This window comes from Citrobacter braakii, assembly GCF_009648935.1.
In the GTDB taxonomy this organism is placed as follows: domain Bacteria; phylum Pseudomonadota; class Gammaproteobacteria; order Enterobacterales; family Enterobacteriaceae; genus Citrobacter; species Citrobacter braakii.
The window spans coordinates 2,793,144-2,812,042 of sequence record NZ_CP045771.1 but is presented as its reverse complement, the minus strand read 5'-3'; the positions used below and the strand labels follow the sequence as shown (position 1 = coordinate 2,812,042).

The window sequence follows — 18,899 nt, the reverse complement described above, 5'->3', positions numbered from 1 at the left end:
ATGACCTCTTAAAGCGTTGTTCTTATCCTGCACGAAGCAAGGTTTTCATTTTTTCACTGCGGCAGAGCTGGCGTTTTATTTCCACCACTAACGGATGGCGCGACACCACAATCATCGCCGCGAACGCCAGCGCTCCTGCCGCTACCTGGATCCCCAGCAACGCGCCTGGCGACAGTTGGCTGCGCAGCATTACGTCCAGCGCATAGCTCACCACAAGGGTAGGTAAAGAGAGATATAACGGCAGCCACAGACTGAGCATGTACTGGCGGTAGCTGGAGCCAAGAACAGGTTTGATCATCACAAAGTAACTGAGGATCGTGTTAATCACCTGGACCAGCAAAAAGCCCAGCGTCACGCCAATCGCCCCGGCCTGATGACCACCGATGAAAATGGCGGGAATAAACAGAAAGGTTTTGAACACATTGAATTTGAAGCTGATGTCGACCCGTGCTTTCGCCATCAGCAGTGAACCGATCGGATTCCCCACAGAGCGCAGCAGTCCAACAATGCACAGCAGTTGCAAGACGGGAATAATACCGTTCCACTTCTCGCCAAATACCAGCGGCACCACATTGTTCGACACCACCATCAATCCCAGTAGTACCGGGAAGTTGATGATCCCGACCACCGACAGCAGCTTGTAAAAATTCACCCGTAGCTTTTCACTATCGTCCTGAATTTTGGCAAACGCCGGAAACAGGACACGGGTAATAATCGGGTTCAGTTTGATCGGGGGAACAACCGCCACGTTCCAGGCGAGATTGAATCCGCCCGCCACGCCAGCGCCCAACGTTCTGGCTAAAACCAACGTGGAAAGGTTGGTATTGAGGTAATTGATAATGCTGTCTGCCGTCAGCCACGCGCCAAAACGCAGGTTCGACGAAACGGATGCCAGCGAAAAATGCAGCCCCGGACGGTAAATCCGGCGACCAAAATAGCCGAACAGCAGCGTTCGTAGCGTACTGTTCACCAGATACCCGAGAATGGCCGTCAGCGCGAGCGGCCAGAAATGGGCGCTGACCACGGTAAAGGTAAAACCGGCCAACACCGAACTGGTTTCAATCATGCCAATTTTGTTGAAGGCCAGCTCTTTTTGCATCAGCGCGCGAAACTGCTGCCCGTGCGGTATCACCACAAACGCCAGCGATAAGGTTTTGATGAGTGGCGCCAGTTCGGGATTATTGAGCACGCTGGCAATCGTCCCGCTAAGCAGAAACATCACCACACATACCACCATACCCAGCCCAACGTTGAGCCAGTACAGCGTAGTCAGCTCAAGATAACCGATGTCTTTGCGCTGAATAATTGAATTGGCGATACCGAAATCCGACAGCGTATCGGCCAGCGCAATAATCACCAGCGACACGGTTAGCAACCCAAACTGGTGGTTATCAATAATCCGCGCCAGGACGGTCATCTGGATAAGTCCCAGACCAATAATGATCACCGTAGCAATCGCCGACCACTTTGCGCCATTAAGCGTTTTTTCTCGTAAGCTCATGTTAATACGCCGCTTTGTTCACAAAGCCTTTGAATACCGTCAGAAAAACAATTTTGATATCGAACCACACGCTCCACTCGCGAATGTATTCGAGGTCAAACTCCACACGTTTTTCCATTTTTTCCAGCGTATCGGTTTCACCGCGCCAGCCGTTGATTTGCGCCCAGCCGGTAATGCCCGGTTTCACCTTATGGCGTAACATGTACCCCTCGATCAGTTGGCGGTACTGTTCGTTATGCGCCACCGCATGCGGACGTGGCCCGACGATAGACATCCCCCCGGTCAGGACGTTAATAAACTGCGGCAGTTCATCGAGCGATGTCCGGCGCAGGAAATTTCCCACAGGGGTAACGCGCGGATCGTTTTGCGTCGCCTGCGTTACCACCGCGTCGTTCTCCATCACTTTCATCGAGCGAAATTTCCAGACTTTGATCGGCTTCCCGTCCATGCCATAGCGGGTCTGGCGGAAAATCACCGGACCTTTGGAGGTCAGTTTTACCAGCAGCGCAATACCACACAGCACCGGGGAAATAAGCAGCAGGATCAGTGAAGCCAGCACGATATCTTCCGCGCGCTTTAACAGGCGATTAATCCCCGAGAGCGGCGTGTCATACAGCGGTACCACCGGAACGCCGTTCATCTCTTCAATCCGTGAATGCAGAATATTGAAGGTAAAGACATCAGGAATGAGGATCACCGAGCAGGTAGTGTCGGCCAACTCACGCACCAGTTTTTTTACGCTGGCGCCATCGCTCATCGACATGGCGATATAAACGTTATGAATGCGTGAAGCTTTGGCGTCGTCCACCAGTTGTTGCAGATTACCGGCCCAGTCGCGGGAGTTTTTTCCAGGGATTGGGTCGTGATAGACCCCCGCCACTTCAAATCCCAGCCACGATTCATGGCGAAAACTGTCCAGCAGCATTTGTCCGGCGGGCAGGTCGCCAGCCACCGCCACCCGGCGGGTGTTGTAACCACGATTACGCAGCCACCCCGCACCGTAGCGAATAAACGAACGGCTCAACACCAGGCCGACGCTTGAAAGCAGATACCATGCCAGCCAGACGGCGAGACGGTTATCAAAATCGTTATTAAAGGCGATCAGACCTGCGCTAAAAATCAGACTCAGCGTCCAGTTTTGTAGTAACAGCACCAGCTCAGTGGAAATTTTGACGCCGCGCCAGGAGCGATAAAAATCCGTTATGCCACCGAGCATCTGAAAAACGACCAGCGTGATCAGCGCCACCAGCAGGTGCATATACAGGAAAGGCAAACCGCTTAATTCGCAGATCACCCACAACCCGCCAAACATGATGGTGATATCTGAAAAGCGTTGCACCATCGAAATTAACGACGCATTGGTTTTGGCGCGTTCGCGCTTTTTTAGATGTGTCATCGTGGTTCCTGTTAGTCACCCTTTGCCCATAAGCGGGCAAAGGAAGCACCGGCATTACTGATTCAGTAACGCCAGAAGAGTGCGCGTTCGCGCTTCCATCAACGGAATATTTCCGCGCGATTCCACGTTCAGGCGCACCACCGGTTCGGTATTGGAAGAGCGTAAATTAAAGCGCCAGTCGACAAACGCCATGCTGATACCGTCCGTTCTGTCCACCGTCAGCGCCTCACGGGAAAAGTGCTGCTCCACACGCGCAATCGCTGCCGCCGGCTCTGCCAGCGTGCTGTTGATTTCCCCACTCGCCGGATAGGCCACCATCCGGTCACGGACCAGTTCACCCAGCGACTGCCCTTTCAGACTCAGCAGTTCCGCCACCAGCAGCCACGGGATCATTCCGCTGTCGCAGTAAGCAAAATCACGGAAATAGTGATGCGCGCTCATTTCACCGCCATAAATGGCATCTTCATGGCGCATGCGCTCTTTGATAAACGCGTGCCCGGTTTTTGACATCACCGGTTTACCGCCTGCCGCCGTCACCACGTCCACGGTATTCCAGGACAGGCGCGGGTCGTGGATAATTTTCGCCCCCGGATTCTTCTCCAGAAACGCTTCCGCCAGCAGGCCGACAATGTAGTAGCCCTCAATGAACTGACCTTTTTCATCGAACAGGAAGCAGCGGTCAAAATCACCGTCGAAGGCAATCCCCATATCCGCACCGTGTTCAATCACCGCATTGCGCGTGTCGGCCCGGCATTCCGGCAGCAGAGGATTGGGTATACCGTTGGGGAAGTTGCCATCCGGCGTATTGTGAATTTTGATGAACTCGACCGGCACACCCAGCGCCTGAAAACGGGCTTCAATGGCGTCAACCACTGGACCTGCCGCACCGTTGCCGGAGTTGAGCACCAGCTTCATCGGTTTCAGGCTGCCGGGATTGATGTAACCCAGCAGGTGGTCGATGTAGGCATCGCGGGTAGTAATACGCTGGTAGTGGCCACGTTTTGTCACATCAACCGCCGGGAAGTCGTTGGCTTCCGCCAGGCGCTGCACGTCGCGCAGACCGGTATCTCCGCTGATGGGCCGCGCCCCTTCCCGCACCAGCTTCATGCCGTTGTAATCCATCGGATTATGGCTGGCGGTCACTTCAATACCGCCGTCAATGCCAAGGTGGAAGGTGGCGAAGTAAATCTCTTCGGTGCCCGACATGCCAATATCCAGCACATTCACCCCCGCATCCTGCAGCCCTTTCGCCAGCGCCAGCTTCAGCGTCTCGCTGGTCAGACGCACATCGCCGCCCAGAACGATAGATTTTGGCTTCAGGAACTCGCCGTAAGCGCGGCCAATGCGCCACGCAATCTCTTCATTCAGCTCTTCGCCCAGCCTGCCGCGAATATCGTAGGCTTTGAAACAGGTTAATTTCGTCATGATTTCCCCTTCTTCAGGCAACAGTTAGCCCTCTCCTGACTGGAGATATTTTTCACAAAATGACTAGCCGTTAGTTTTTAGGCCGGATAAGGTGTTCACGCCGCCATCCGGCAACGATGATGTTGTGTTACGCGCGCCCGTAGCGATCCGCAAACCGCACCACATCATCCTCATCGAGGTAAGATCCGGAGCGCACTTCAATCAGATCGAGCGGGATTTTCCCGGGGTTCTCCAGACAATGGGTCGCCCCCAGCGGAATATAGACAGACTCGTTTTCAGCAAGCAGTTTGATATCATCATTGATTGTCACCTTCGCGGTACCGGCAACCACAACCCAGTGTTCAGCCCGGTGATGATGCATCTGCACAGACAATCCCTCACCAGGCTTGACGGTAATTCGCTTCACCTGGTAACGCTCCCCGGCATCAATTGAGTCGTACTTGCCCCACGGACGATAAACTTCGCGGTGAATATGATGCTCATGACGCCCGTCAGCCTTAATTTGCTCTACCACTTTTTTGACGTCCTGCACTGCGTTGCGATCGGCTATCAGCACCGCGTCTTTGGTCTGCACCACCACCAGATCTTTCACCCCGACGGTCGTCACCAGGCCGGATTCGGCATACACGTAACTGTTTTCCGTTTTGTGGCTTATGACATCGCCGTGATGCACATTGCCTTCAGCGGTATGGGCACTGATTTCCCACAGCGATGACCAGGAGCCAACATCGCTCCAGCCTGCGTTCATTGGCATCACCACCGCATCGGCTGTACGTTCCATTACCGCATAGTCCACAGACTCTTCCGGGCAGGCGAGAAACGCCTGTTCATCAACGCGGATAAAATCGAGATCGGGGTCGACCGTACTCATGGCGTTCTCACAGGCTTCAAGAATGTCGGGACGATACTTTTTCAGTTCTTCCAGGTAACGTCCGGCCCGGAACAAGAACATGCCGCTGTTCCAGTAGTAGTCGCCGCTCGTCACGTAAGCCTGCGCGGTTTCCAGATTAGGCTTTTCAACAAACTGTGCCACTTCAAAAGCCACGGCGTCGGTATTCGTCGACGAGACCTCCCCCCGGCGGATATAGCCATAGCCGGTTTCCGGCTGGTCCGGCACGATACCGAACGTCACCAGCTTACCCGCTCCGGCATAGGGCATCGCATTGCGAACCGCCTCGCGGAATGCCTCTTCGTCGGCAATCATGTGATCGGCCGCCAAGACCAGCAGCAGCGGATCCTCACCCGGACTTTGACGTTTTGCCGCCAGCGCGGCCAGCGCTATCGCCGGTGCCGTGTTACGCCCGGCAGGTTCGAGAATGATGTTCTCAGTCAGCTTGTGCAGTTGTCGTAACTGTTCCGCTACGATAAAACGGTGTTGTTCATTACAGATAACCACCGGGCTTTCGCACTCCACGCCATTCAGACGGCAAATCGTCGTCTGCAGCATGGTGAGATCGCCTTTCAGGCACAGGAACTGCTTTGGGTACAGCACGCGGGACAGTGGCCATAAACGGCTACCCGAGCCACCGGCCATCACCACCGGAAAGAGTTTGCTTTGACTCATCATGTACCCCGTATATCTGCAAGAAATTGACTCAGCACGTTTTCTTTATCCAGCGTGCGTTCGGCATAATCACGTGCCACCGTGTTTACTTTTGGCATCATCAATGCCCGTTTAATACCGCAAACCAGCGCGTTTACCGACTCCGGCTCCACGCACACCGCAATGCCAGGGTGAGCGTCACAAAGCTGACCCAGCTCGGTTTCAGGTTCGGCAGTAATAACTGCGTTACCACCAACAGCGAGGATATTGGTCAATTTGGAGGGCAGTACGGCATCAGCCGCACCACGCTTTTGCACGACCAGATGACAATCCGCAATCTTGAGCAACGCTGGCAGCGCGTCATATGATTGCAGCGGAAAGAACATCACGTTATTCAGGCCGCGTTCGCTGGCCATGCTCTCCAGCCGCGCTTTACCACCGCCCTGCCCGACAATCACAAACAGCCAGGGGTGTTCGCTCAACTCGACCGCTGCGTCTATTACGCTCTCCAGCCCCTGCTTTTCACCGATATTGCCTGAGTAAAGAACGATCTTTTGTTCGGCAGGCAATCCCAGTTGCTGGGACAACGCCAGGGCATCGGCGTCGCTCACATCACGAAAGCGCGTCACTTCTGACCAGTTCGGAAAGAAAATAACCTTGTGCGGCGCAACGCCTTTTTCCATGGCTTTGTGCATCATGGAACGGGAAATCGTCGAAATATGGTCCATATTCAACAGCCCACTGCGCTCAAAGGCGCTGGCCAGTTTTGCCACCATACCGCGCGTGCCTTTGCCCGCCATTCCTAGCCCCAACATGGCATCGACTTCGTAATCCTGAACGTGCAATAGCGTACGTGCGCCACAAAGCTTTGCCAGCAGGCGCATGCCTGGCGTGCAAAACAGCGTCGGCACCACGCCGATAATGCGATCTGGCTTCCAGCGACGTTGCGCCAGTAGCGGGAAAAAACTGCTCAGGGCGAAACTGCCCAAATGCAGCAGGCGCTTGAGCGTTGAGGGTTGCTCAGGCACATACAGCGGACAACGCCAGACGAGGGCGTCGCCCTCTTCGCGACGGTAGCGCCAGGATGAATAACTGCCGTTTACCTTCCACTGGGGATAATAAGGCGGCGCGGTGATCACCCGAACGTCATGCCCCTGCTGCGCCATCCACTCCACCATTTCACCGGTGTATTTGCCGATACCGGTCAACTCCGGCGAATAGTTGATGCCATACACGAGGATCTTCATAGCCCGGGTACTCCGGCCTGACTTGTTTTACAGAAGTAAGCCCGACTGTTGTCGTGTACGTGGTCACTGACCAGAATCTGTGTAGCCGCCATCCATCGGTACGCATCATGTTGGACATTGGGCAGTTGCAAGTCGTTTTCCGACACCCGCAGACGAAATCCCAGCACGATGTAATGCGTTGAGAAATCATCCCCAGAAAAGTTGTCGTCATAGAAGTGCTGCCAGACACCGTAAAACTCCGCAGCGGACAGCGGTAAACGTAACCCCAGCTCCGTTTCGGTAAGCCGCTCAAAGGCCACGTGCAGCGGTTCATCTTTTTGCACCCGACCGCCGGGCACAAACCAGTAACCCTGCGCCGGACGATTGAGACGCTTACCGAGCAGAAATTCACCGTGGGTGTTTTCCACGATCAAATCGATGGAAATCAGCGGAGTTGAACGTACTACGGTGGCAAAATCCTCATGACGTAAAAACATGCTTACCCCCGGTAGCGCTGCTGGTTTTCAAGGAACCACTGCCAGGTACTGGCAAGCCCCGCTTCCAGTGATATCTCGTGATACCAGCCCAACTGATGCAGACGCGTAACATCGAGCAATTTGCGCGGCGTTCCATCCGGTTTGCTGGCGTCGAACACCACGCGCCCCTTGTAACCCACGACCTGCGCGATGGTTTGCGCCAGTTCGCGGATGGTGCAGTCCACGCCGGTCCCCACGTTGATATGCGACAGCATCGGCTGGGTATATTCCTGCAAGACTTCCTGAGCCAGCTCCATCACGTGGATACTGGCCGCTGCCATATCGTCAACATGCAGAAATTCACGCATTGGCGTCCCGCTTCCCCACACCACCACATCCGGCGTATTGTGCTCGCGAGCGTCATGAAAGCGGCGCAGCAGCGCCGGGATCACATGCGAATTACTCGGGTGGAAGTTGTCATGCGGCCCATACAGATTGGTCGGCATCACCGAGCGATAATCGCGGCCATACTGGCGGTTATACGATTCGCACAGCTTGATCCCAGCAATTTTGGCAATCGCATACGGCTCATTGGTCGGTTCCAGCTGCCCCTGCAACAGCTCGCTTTCGGCTATTGGCTGGGTGGCTTGCTTTGGATAAATACAGGATGATCCGAGGAACAGCAGTTTATTCACGTTATGTAAATGCGCAGCATGAATAATGTTGCTCTCAATCATCATATTTTCATAAATAAAATCAGCAGGATAAGTATTATTCGCCACGATCCCGCCAACTTTAGCCGCTGCCAGATAAATCTGGTCAATACGTTCAGTGGCAAAGAACGCCTGCACCGCACTGGCGTCCAGCAGGTTAAGTTGGTCGCGGGTACGCAACACCAGCTCGACATTATCTCGCTGCGACAATTGTCTGACGATGGCGGACCCCACCATCCCGCGATGGCCCGCCACAAAAATACGTTGTGTCTTCATCCTCAGTACTCCAGCGCGATGGCTACCTCGTAACCGTGCGACTTCAGCAGGGAATGCTTCTTCGCTGCTTCAAGATCGTTGGCAACCATTTCCGAGATCATCTGGCGCAACGTGATTTCCGGCTTCCAGCCCAGTTTTTCATGCGCTTTGGCCGGATCGCCCAGCAGCGTTTCCACCTCTGCCGGACGGAAATAGCGCGGATCGACGGCAATCATGACATCCCCAGGTTTCACACCCGGCGCGTCGTGTCCGGTTACGGAAACCACAATGCCTTTCTCATTCACGCCCTCGCCTTCAAAGCGCAATTTAATCCCCAACTGAGCGGCGGCCATTTCCACAAACTGGCGCACGGAATACTGCACGCCGGTGGCAATCACGAAATCTTCCGGCTTGTCCTGCTGCAGCATCATCCACTGCATCCTGACGTAATCTTTGGCATGCCCCCAGTCACGCAGCGAATCCATATTGCCCAGGTACAGGCAAGACTCCAGCCCCTGCGCGATGTTGGCGATCGCACGCGTAATTTTGCGCGTGACAAAGGTTTCGCCGCGGCGCGGAGATTCGTGGTTAAACAGAATACCGTTACAGGCATACATACCGTAAGATTCGCGGTAGTTGACGGTTATCCAGTAGGCGTACAGCTTAGCAACGGCATACGGCGAGCGCGGGTAGAACGGCGTGCTCTCTTTCTGCGGGATTTCCTGTACCAGGCCGTACAGTTCAGAGGTGGAAGCCTGATAAAAACGGGTCTTCTTTTCCAGCCCGAGGAAGCGGATAGCTTCCAGCAAACGCAAGGTGCCGATAGCATCGACATCCGCGGTGTATTCCGGTGAATCAAACGACACCGCGACATGACTCATGGCGCCCAGGTTATAGACCTCATCCGGTTGCACTTCCTGTAAAATACGGGTCAGGTTGGAGGAGTCCGTCAAATCGCCATAGTGCAGATGGAATTTGGGATTGCCCGAATGCGGATCCTGATAGATGTGGTCCACACGTTCGGTGTTGAATGATGAAGCGCGGCGCTTAATACCGTGTACTTCATACCCTTTTTCCAGCAGGAACTCTGCCAGGTAAGAACCATCCTGCCCGGTTACGCCAGTGATGAGAGCGACTTTTGACATGTTATTACCTCTTAAATGATCCCCTCAGGGAGTAACTTTCTCGACGCGTTCGCGTGTAACTATTGCGGGATTTCCCCGACAAACGACATTGGCTGGCAGCGATTTAAATACACTGCTGCGTGCTCCGACGACGGTGCCATCGCCAATCGTCACGCCAGGCGCGACAAAGACATCTGTCGCCAGCCAGCATTTATCACCAACTACAATTGGTGTGGCGTTAATATCAAAATGTTGACTGGCGTAATCATGACTCCCGGTGCATAAATAACTTTTTTGCGAAATAACCGCGTGCGCACCAATCGTAATATCACCCAGCGTATATAAAACCGCGTCATCACCCACCCAGGAATAATCTCCCAGGGTTAATTTCCACGGATAAGTAATTTTTACTGAAGGTCGAATAACTACGTTTTTTCCTATTTTTGCGCCAAACATTCGCAATAAAAACGCACGCCAGCGATACATTACCTGCGGGGACCAGCGAAATAATGTGGCTTGCACTGCCCACCATAATTGCACTTTAATGGCACCGCCGCCGCGAAAACCTCCCGGCACGTTGAAGCCGCTTAAATCCTGCATAATGTACCCTTACGCTTTTCCATATAAGGTTTTTGTTTTACCGGTTGTGCGCAGACGTAAATATTCTGACAACCCAGTCCAAAAACCTGGCATGTGTAATATCTGGCGCTGTACCTTTTTTGCATCCCGGCACAATTCCAGATTATTCGTCGTTGACACCCCACCCATGGAAAACTCTGACACCAGCCCGCTCAGCTTTTTAAACGCGTAACCTGACTTGTATAATTTGGCTGCCAGCGCGTAATCAGACGATATCTTATATTGCAAATCATAGCGCCAGACATTCAGTCCAGAGAGAGGAAAGAAGATGGCCTGATGGCTGGCGGGAAGGCTGTGATAAATATACCAACCCGGCTTGGCCCGCCGCTTAATTTTGTTACCATTACCGAAATCCAGCAACGCATCGCCAATGACCATCGCTTTATCGCTCTGCGTTTTTAGCTGGCTGATAAAATGAGCAGCATCTGCATGCAGAATATCCCCGGAGTTGAGGAACAGCGCAAACCGCCCGCGCGCCATAGCGATACCTTTGTTCATTGCATCATAGATGCCCTTATCCGGCTCGCTGACAAACCGTAACCGGTGCTCTCCACTGAGCTCTTCAAGAAAGGCCGAGGTACCGTCAGAGGAGCCGCCATCAACAACAATCCACTCAAAACTGATATCACCCGCCTGCGCCAGATGAGCTAACGACGCGTGAGTTTTGACGATCCCTTCCAGATTACGAAAGGCGACGGTAATAATACTGAGCAGCATGCGTTCTACCTCGCTATATTCAGCGCCTTGCGCAAAATAAACGGACATACAATTAAAAATGCGTATTCCGGACTAAATACTGAACCTGTAAAAAACAGCGACAGCGGCGTAAAAAGATAAAGCTGCACCCGATAATTCTGATTATCACCAAACGCATTGATCATCATCTTCATGACTTTCCCCATGTACCACAGGGCTAATATCACCGCGAACCATGAGAAATAAATAATCAGCAGATACAAGCCATTGTCTATCGTTTTACCAACATCTGCACCGTTAAAAATTCCGAATGACGCAACATATTCATAAAGTGAGCCGAATCTCACTACCCCATCAACGTTAAGTAATGAATAACCGACCATTACTAATGGTCCCACGATACGATAATACGATGATGAGCCTTCAGTTCCTAAATCTCCAAGCCGTGTCGCGATGTACGGCAACGCAAATATCACACCAACAACAAACACGCTTAATGAGATTATCGCCAGCGGCAACTTCTTTTTTATCGCATCTTTATTCAGATACTGGAACGCCCACTCCAGGAGGTAAAACAAAATAAATGTCATTACCCCTGAAAACGATCCTGATAATATTATCCCTGCCAGAATCATAGCATCGGACTTAGGCGTTTTGATACCAAACTGTTTGATACTGAGCCAAATTGAGATTAACGCCAGAGCGAAGAATGCCGGTTCGAAATAGAGTGCAGTGGTACGCTTCCCACCAAACTTAATAAAGTTCAGAACATAGCTATTACTGTAAATAAGATATTTCGAAATAACTTCCATTAAACTGCTGCCGCCACTAAGAATTATCTGCGCCATTTCCACCGCAGCTAACCCCACCACCAGGCCCACAACCAGCCAGAAAAAACGCAAGATCTTAATGTAGTTATGCGGCGAAATGGTTTTGAAGCGAATACTCCACACCATACCGATAATCACCACGGTATAGACAAACAGCATTGCGGACGTCACGTACTTGCTGGCATCCAGTGATTGTCCGAACAGATAGTTAAACGCCGTCAGTCCGCCCCCCACGCCCAGCGCAATCATTAATTTTTTAATATTGATGCGCTCGACAAACAGCAACAGCAGAACGGGCAAGAACGTGACGATAGTTATCGGGAAGCTCTCGCCAAGCTGGGCGAGTTTGACGTTAACCAGCAGATAAAGCAGCGGTAGCACCAGATAGCTACAGATTCTGATAGAACGAGACATACTCCTCCAGCATCTGTTGCCCACTGTATGCCACCCGGCTGCGCTGGCTGAACGCGGCAAGCGACGTGTCAAATACCGCCTGCGCAATGTCTGATCTTTTCAGTTGCACCAGGTGCAAAACGTCCGCTTCGCTGAACGTTTTGCCGCCCGATTTCGCCAGCACTTCCTGCGCGGCATCGCTATGCGTAGCAATAACCGGTACGCCGATGGAAAGCGCTTCACACAGAATCAGCGGGTAGTTATCAACGCGCGAGCTGAACACCAGCCCATCCATCTCGTTAAGCGCGCTCATCAACGTGCGCTTATCGCTCTCAAACCCGTGATTGATGACGTTATCCCCGACAAACGGAGAAAATTTGCCGAAGGTATGCAGCTCAATTTTGTCTCCGAGCGCAATCATCGCTCGCACCAGTTGCTGACTGGTTTTTCCGTCATAGCGCAGGTCATGGGCCACCACGGCGATTTTCGGTCTGCCGCTTTCCTCATGCTTAGCGGGAAGTTCGGCAAGAATGGCTTCCGTTGCCACATCGATGCCGTTGTTAATAATGCGGCAACGACCGACGCCATACAGACTGTTGAATGCATCGGCCACATGCTGACTGGGCGAGATGAACTGGCAGCCCAGCGCCAGCATGGCGCGAAACATCTGCCGTTTACCAGGCAACTGTTGATGGGCTTTATCGATTTTTACCGGCGGATAGTTACTGAGCGTTGGACATTTCTGACAGCCCGTTTTCCAGCTTTCGCAACCATCGGTAAAGGCACAGCGCCCGGTCACGCTCCAGTGATCGTGCAGCGTCCAGACGAAGGTGATATCCGGTTTATGCGCCTTCACTTTTTGGCAAAAGGCGACCACCTCTTCCAGATTCAACCAGTAGCTGTGCAACACATGAAAATGCAGTACCAGCGGGCCGGAAGTGCGGGTTACCGTACGGTACAACTTGTCGAGATTGCCAAACATGTCGCGGTTCGCGAAACGAAACAGCGCAATGTTCGCCGCCGACGTCAGACGTGGCGTATGTTTGATAACCTGCGGGTAATTCGCATGGCTGACGCTTTTCTTACCGCCTTTGCCATAGCCGTAGACAAAATGCGATGACAGCCCTTTTTCCAGCGCCCTCAGATGCAAATCTAACGCCACACCTGCCGCCCCGCCTTCTGCGAGTCGCACATTAAACTGTAATATCTTCATTTTATTACCTTCACCCGTGCCTTCTCGCCCACGACCAGCGTATTGTCCGGGATGCTGTCCACTACGACGCTCCCGGCGCCAATCGTCACGTTATCGCCAATGGCAACGCCGCCAAGCAGAGTGACATTGGCCCCCAGCTCAACGCCGTTACCGATGACCGGACAGGACAGATCGTTGCCGCCAAGATTGCCGATGGTGACGCCGTGGCGCAGGGTGAAATCATCCCCCGCCACCACGTGTTTATTGATCACCACCCCATAGCCATGATGGATGGTGAAACGACGACCAATAGATGCAGCGGCCTGGATTTCATAGCCAAACACGCATTCAGTGATAAGGCGATACATCACCAGCACCGGCGCCGCCCACAGGTTGTTCAAGACATTTTTTTTACGCCAGACGGAGCAAAAATGGGCAATCCGATAGGCCACCACCATGCAGCAGGGTCGCAGACTCCAGCCGTTCGCGCGTAAATCTTCCAGCATACTTAGCGTCCTCGCAGTCCGTCGGCCAGGCGCTTACTATTGCGAACAGAAAGCAGCGTCAGCAACGTGCGCCAGTTCATCCGTTTATTGCGGATTTGGTAGAGGGTAAACAGCTGATATTTCTTGCTGGCCCGGTCAAATTTGCCTTTGTGCTTACGGTAGAACTGAAAGTAGCCAGAGAATTTATGCGGGGATGAGGTAATACGCATTTCACCGTGATTCACATGCAGGATCTGCGTTGCCTCTTTTACCTTCCACGGTTTGCCATACGCCACCACCATGCGCAGGAAAATGTCATAATCCTGCGCCGCTTTCAGCGTGGTATCGAACAGGCATGCTTTAAACCGCCAGGCCCAGGTAAACACCTGATTACCAATAATATTGCGCTTATAAAATTTACGGCGTGAATAAACGGCCTTCGGATAGAGCGGCAAACTGGTCGGCTGCGAATATACTTCGCCTTCACAGACATAGTCATTGGCATACAGAAACGCCCGCGTCACCAGATGATGGCGATAATTGAGAAATACGCTCAGGCGGTTCGGCGTCCATTCATCATCATCATCAATACCCGTAATATATTGCCCACTGGCCTGCATGATGGCCTGATTACGCACCGCACAGGCTCCGGAGTTAGTGGGATTACGCGTATACGACACACGCGGATCGTTGAGCTCTTCAACAAATTGCTGCAGTTGCTCATACGAGGAAGAGCAATCATCCACAATGATCATCTCCCAGTGAGGATAGTCCTGGCGCAGTACCGATTTAATCGCCCGGATGGCCAGTTGCTGACGGTTCCAGGTGGGCATATAAATTGAAATTAGCGGGTTGTCTATCGTCATTTTCGTTTCCCAGATATCCCCGTCATACTTCAAGTTGCATCTGCGTTGGCTTTCCTGCAACTCGAATTATTTAGGGTATAAATATGTTTTTGTGGGCCGCTATCCGGCAATGTTCGTAATCTATTTCGTATCCGAGGTGTACTCGTATTCGTAGTAACCGTAATCCTGATACCCGCTGGCACGGCGGAAGATCGAGTTCAGGATCACCCCTTTCACCTGAATGCCGTTTTGCTCGAAGCGACTCAGGCTGGTTTCCACCTCTTTCAGCGTGTTGACCGCGTAACGCGCCACCATCAGCGTGGTTCCAACGTGACGACCCACGATAGCCGCGTCGGTCACCGCCAGTATTGGCGGGGTATCGATCAGCACCAGGTCATAGTGCGAGCTGGCCCATGCAATCAGTTCGCCAAAGCGTTCACTCATCAGCAGTTCGGAGGGGTTGGGGGGAATTTGTCCGCGAGGGATCAGATCGAAATGTGGAATCGATGTCGGTTTCGCGCTGGATGAGATATCCCCCTTGCCGATGAGGATCTCAGACAGACCGTTAACGTTATTGGTCCCCAGCAGCTCGTGGGTATAACCTTTGCGCATGTCGCAGTCGATCAACAGCACGCGTTTGTTGGTCTGACTAACGACCGCCGCCAGGTTGGCGCAGACAAACGTTTTACCAATTGACGGGCTGACGCCGGTCAGCATCAAGACGTTGTTGCGCGCCTGCATCATGGCAAAGTGCAGGCTGGTACGCAGGCTGCGGACCGCTTCTATCGCAAGATCCGTCGGATTCCCCACCGCCAGCAACTGGCTTTGCTTGTAGCGTTTCACGCCTTTAATGGTTTGCACGTTATCGCGAGCTTTTTGCCATTCTGATAGCGGAATGCTGGCATACACGCTGATACCATGCTCTTCCAGCGCCTGTGGGCTTTCAATGCCGCGATTAAACAGGGAACGCAGCAGTACGCCCACCACTGAAAGCATCAAACCAAGAATGATGCTACCGAGAATAATCAGCGTCGTTTTCGGCTTCAGCACGCCTGGCTGGGCAATCGCGGGATCGACGATGCGCACATCTCCGACCGTACTGGCCTCGGTAATCTTCAGCTCCTGTTGCTTGTTCAGCAGCTGCATATAGACCTGCTGGCCGGACTCCACGTCACGCGTCAGGCGGACAATTTCCTGCTGCGTTTTCGGCATCGCCGTTACGCGCCCGTTCAGCTTGCTTTTCTCATCTTCCAGCGCCTGGCGTTTTTCCAGCAAGGTGCGGTACGCAGGGTGCGCTTTGGTGAACAGCTTGGAAATCTCCGCTTCTTTGAAGGTCAGCTCATTAAGCTGCGCATCAATATTCACCATGGAATCCAGCACCGCTTTGGCTTCCAGCGGCAAATCCACGGAGTCTTTGTCCTGACGAAAGGCATTCAGCTTGTTTTCGGCAACGTCCAGCCGGTTACGTACCTCGGGCAACTGCTTTGCCAGAAACGCCAGACTTTTGGCGGCCTCTTCAGATTTACGCTCCACGTTTTGTTGCAGGTAGTTGCGGGTAATACTGTCAAGGATCTGGCGGATTTGCTCGCGGTCTTCGCCGGTAAAGGTCAGGCTCAGTACGCCAGTGTCTTTGCCGGTTTCCGTCACCATCAGATTATTTTGCAGGGTGTTGATCATGCCCAGCGTGGAGAATTTGCTGACGGTAAATTGGCTCTCAGGGCTGGCATGGATAGCCTCGACCAGCATCGTCACGCCGTCATGTTTCAGCACCTGCCCAACCTGCCCCTGGGCGCTAAAACCTCCGTCACTCACCAGCTGATAACTTTTGTCATTCAGCACGCTTAGCGTGAAGGTCTGTTCATTCATTGCCTTTGGCAGCGTGAAAGTCGTCACGTTAACCGTTTCGTTCTGGCGCCCCATCAACCGATCCCAACCCGCGCCAAAAATGGGGAACGTATCTTTGGTAACCGCGATATCCAGGTTGAGATCGTCTACCGTTTTCCCCAATACCAGCCGTGACTGGATGAGCTGAATTTCCGCTTCAGAGGCCGGAGGTTTGTTCGACAACGCCGAGCCAATATCCTGCACCAGTGAATTTCCGGTATTTTGCTCAATTTGCACCAGCGCGTCCGCACTGTAGATCGGAGTGGCAAATAGCGTGTAAACCGCTGCGCATAATGCAAATGCCGCAGTAATACCAAGCACCCACCAGCGGGCTTCCACCACCGTTGCCACCAGACGGCCAATATCGATTTCATCATTGCCCGTTACCGGCGCAGCAGACTGTTTTACTTTTTCTGTCATTGTTTTCCCTGCTCTGCGTTCAGTGCCTGAGCCCATTGGCGTGCAGACCGTTCAAGTAATGCGTACACCGCGTCAAACGCATCACGGCTTTTACGATACGGATCGGGAATTTCGCGCTCGCTGTCCCAGTGACCAAACAACATCACTTTGCCGCGCATCTCCGGCACCATTTCACACAGGGCAGAGATATGGCGTTTTTCCATGGTCAGGATCAGGTCATACTCCCGGCACATTCGTCCCGAGATCTGCCGGGCACAATGATTCTCCAGTGACAGGTTGTGCGCCTGCGCCACGCTGATGGCGCACGGGTCCGCGCCTTTGCCTACCAACGCCCCAAGGCCGGCAGAAGAGACCGTCAGCGCCGGGTGAAATTGCCTTAACAAGCGCTCTGCCGTCGGAGAGCGGCAAATGTTCCCCACACAGACAACTAAGATTTTGTTAAACATGACGATTACCAGTTGTGAAGGTCGCTGGCCGTGTCCGTCATATAGCGAACACCGCTAATAGTCGGCAGCAACTGATTGATCAAACGGTTCCAGCGAGCAACCGGCGCGGTAGTGACGTACACCACATCGTATGGCTGGAGTCGGAATGACGTCGCCATCACCAGCGATGTCGCATCGGACATATCAAGCTGATAGATATTGGCAATCTTGCCGTTGTTCCCGCCCTCGCCTTTCAATGGACGAATAACGAAAATGCCGCTGGCGTTGGAGGTGGTCAGGTCGATACCTTCCGCGTTGCCGAGCGCTTCGGTGAGCGTCATACCGCTGAAGTCCATTTTGAGGGTGCTCTGTTTTTTCACTTCCCCCATCACGAAGACTTTCAAATCGTCATTACGCGGAACAAACAGGATGTCGCTAGGATAGAGCAGACGGTTCTGGCTCAGGTCGCCATTTTGCATTAGCGCTTGCAGTGAAATGCGTTGCTCCTGCCCTTTATGAGTCAGTACAACGTTGCGCCAGTCTGCCGCCTCGGTGAGACCGCCTGCGGCGTTAATGGCATCGAGAATGGTAAGCGGCACGTTGGTGATGGCCTGCTGGCCGGATTTGTTCACCTGCCCGGAGACATAGGCCTTCTGCGAACGGAAAGCGGCGATATTAACGTCCACCTGCGGGTCAGCAATGTACTTCGCTAAGCGCCCGGTAATATCACTACGAATTTCGGCCAACGTTTTCCCTGACACGCTAACTTTGCCGATGTAGGGGTAAAACATGGTGCCATCAGGCTGCACCCAGTTGCCGGCATCACTTGAGCTACGATACTGCCCGGCCGGCGTGGTGAGTTCAGGATGATCCCAGACGGTGACATTCAGGACATCGCCCGGGCCGACCCGGTACTGATACCCGGCAATCTCCTGGTCGAGAGACATATTAGGCTGCGCAACATTTGGTCGGGGACGTAATTGTTCGACCAGTCGTGGGGTGAGTGGATAAACATTCACCATGCGATCGATATCAAAATCAGCGTCCTGCTGTTTAATCACATCTTTGCCCATCGTAGACATATTGCTGCCCGGAAGCACGGTACAACCGTTTATCAAGATTACCGATACCAATACAGGCATCAATTTAAGTTTGGATTTCATCATTGATTATTTATCACTTTGGCAGAGTAATTATCACGTGCGATCTAAATAGCGACTTCGCCTGTACGCATTTACCTTGCCGTTAATTGAAAAGGAATTTAACTGGCATCTGTCCTAAAAAAAATGAATTCATCTGCGGTCTCTTGACAGAATAATTTAGGCTCGTCTCAGGCGACCAGACACGCTACCGCCCCTGGCTTCATTAGCTACCAATGCACTGATTAATTTAAATTTTTATCTTCCCCTTTATTTTCATCACATTCACAGC

The 18,899-nt window shown here is 52.9% G+C and carries 17 protein-coding genes; all 17 read right to left on the bottom strand.

Features of this window, described 5'->3' with window-relative positions:
* Positions 1-22: 22 nt before the first annotated feature.
* The 17 genes from wzxC to GFC06_RS12865 all read right to left on the bottom strand — a co-directional run bounded on the left by wzxC (position 23) and on the right by GFC06_RS12865 (position 18,634).
* Positions 23-1,501 carry a colanic acid undecaprenyl disphosphate flippase WzxC gene (wzxC, locus tag GFC06_RS12945; RefSeq protein WP_019077129.1) on the bottom strand — a complete coding sequence of 493 codons (1,479 nt, stop codon included), beginning with the start codon at positions 1,499-1,501 and terminating at the stop codon, positions 23-25.
* 1 nt (position 1,502) lies between these two features.
* Entirely contained in the window at positions 1,503-2,897 is a 1,395-nt protein-coding gene (gene wcaJ, locus GFC06_RS12940) for an undecaprenyl-phosphate glucose phosphotransferase (protein ID WP_153690224.1), read from the bottom strand.
* Between the two features lie 54 nt (positions 2,898-2,951).
* A complete protein-coding gene (cpsG, locus tag GFC06_RS12935; RefSeq protein ID WP_049281944.1) occupies positions 2,952-4,322 on the bottom strand; it encodes a colanic acid biosynthesis phosphomannomutase CpsG in 1,371 nt (456 codons plus the stop codon).
* Between the two features lie 127 nt (positions 4,323-4,449).
* Entirely contained in the window at positions 4,450-5,886 is a 1,437-nt protein-coding gene (gene cpsB, locus GFC06_RS12930; protein ID WP_153690741.1) for a mannose-1-phosphate guanyltransferase, read from the bottom strand.
* Positions 5,886-7,112, bottom strand: a complete 1,227-nt coding sequence (wcaI, locus tag GFC06_RS12925) for a colanic acid biosynthesis fucosyltransferase WcaI (protein WP_153690223.1) — start codon at positions 7,110-7,112, stop codon at positions 5,886-5,888. Before wcaI ends, cpsB begins: the two co-directional genes overlap by 1 nt.
* Positions 7,109-7,588, bottom strand: a complete 480-nt coding sequence (locus tag GFC06_RS12920) for a GDP-mannose mannosyl hydrolase (protein ID WP_153690222.1) — start codon at positions 7,586-7,588, stop codon at positions 7,109-7,111. Before GFC06_RS12920 ends, wcaI begins: the two co-directional genes overlap by 4 nt.
* Before the next feature lie 2 nt (positions 7,589-7,590).
* Positions 7,591-8,556 carry a GDP-L-fucose synthase gene (gene fcl, locus GFC06_RS12915; protein WP_153690221.1) on the bottom strand — a complete coding sequence of 322 codons (966 nt, stop codon included), beginning with the start codon at positions 8,554-8,556 and terminating at the stop codon, positions 7,591-7,593.
* A gap of 2 nt (positions 8,557-8,558) precedes the next feature.
* Entirely contained in the window at positions 8,559-9,680 is a 1,122-nt protein-coding gene (gene gmd / locus GFC06_RS12910) for a GDP-mannose 4,6-dehydratase (protein ID WP_016156920.1), read from the bottom strand.
* 24 nt (positions 9,681-9,704) lie between these two features.
* The gene (wcaF, locus tag GFC06_RS12905) at positions 9,705-10,259 is read right to left on the bottom strand and encodes a colanic acid biosynthesis acetyltransferase WcaF (RefSeq protein WP_016153587.1); all 555 of its coding nucleotides are present in this window, start codon (positions 10,257-10,259) and stop codon (positions 9,705-9,707) included.
* Positions 10,260-10,268: 9 nt separating this feature from the next.
* A complete protein-coding gene (gene wcaE / locus GFC06_RS12900; RefSeq protein WP_153690220.1) occupies positions 10,269-11,015 on the bottom strand; it encodes a colanic acid biosynthesis glycosyltransferase WcaE in 747 nt (248 codons plus the stop codon).
* A gap of 5 nt (positions 11,016-11,020) precedes the next feature.
* Positions 11,021-12,238 (bottom strand): colanic acid polymerase WcaD, encoded by a 1,218-nt coding sequence (wcaD, locus tag GFC06_RS12895; RefSeq protein ID WP_153690219.1) that lies wholly within the window; start codon positions 12,236-12,238, stop codon positions 11,021-11,023.
* Positions 12,213-13,430 (bottom strand): colanic acid biosynthesis glycosyltransferase WcaC, encoded by a 1,218-nt coding sequence (gene wcaC, locus GFC06_RS12890; protein WP_153690218.1) that lies wholly within the window; start codon positions 13,428-13,430, stop codon positions 12,213-12,215. Before wcaC ends, wcaD begins: the two co-directional genes overlap by 26 nt.
* Complete coding sequence (gene wcaB / locus GFC06_RS12885; protein ID WP_016156923.1) at positions 13,427-13,915, bottom strand: colanic acid biosynthesis acetyltransferase WcaB; 489 nt, start codon at positions 13,913-13,915, stop codon at positions 13,427-13,429. Before wcaB ends, wcaC begins: the two co-directional genes overlap by 4 nt.
* A 2-nt stretch (positions 13,916-13,917) precedes the next feature.
* Positions 13,918-14,760: a colanic acid biosynthesis glycosyltransferase WcaA gene (gene wcaA / locus GFC06_RS12880; protein ID WP_049281965.1), complete on the bottom strand. Its 843-nt coding sequence runs from the start codon at positions 14,758-14,760 to the stop codon at positions 13,918-13,920.
* A 120-nt stretch (positions 14,761-14,880) separates the two neighbouring features.
* Positions 14,881-17,043 (bottom strand): tyrosine-protein kinase Wzc, encoded by a 2,163-nt coding sequence (gene wzc / locus GFC06_RS12875; protein WP_016156924.1) that lies wholly within the window; start codon positions 17,041-17,043, stop codon positions 14,881-14,883.
* Entirely contained in the window at positions 17,040-17,489 is a 450-nt protein-coding gene (wzb, locus tag GFC06_RS12870) for a low molecular weight protein-tyrosine-phosphatase Wzb (RefSeq protein WP_016156925.1), read from the bottom strand. The genes wzc and wzb overlap by 4 nt, the downstream gene beginning before the upstream one ends.
* A 5-nt stretch (positions 17,490-17,494) precedes the next feature.
* Positions 17,495-18,634: a polysaccharide export protein gene (locus GFC06_RS12865; protein WP_153690217.1), complete on the bottom strand. Its 1,140-nt coding sequence runs from the start codon at positions 18,632-18,634 to the stop codon at positions 17,495-17,497.
* Positions 18,635-18,899 lie beyond the last annotated feature (265 nt).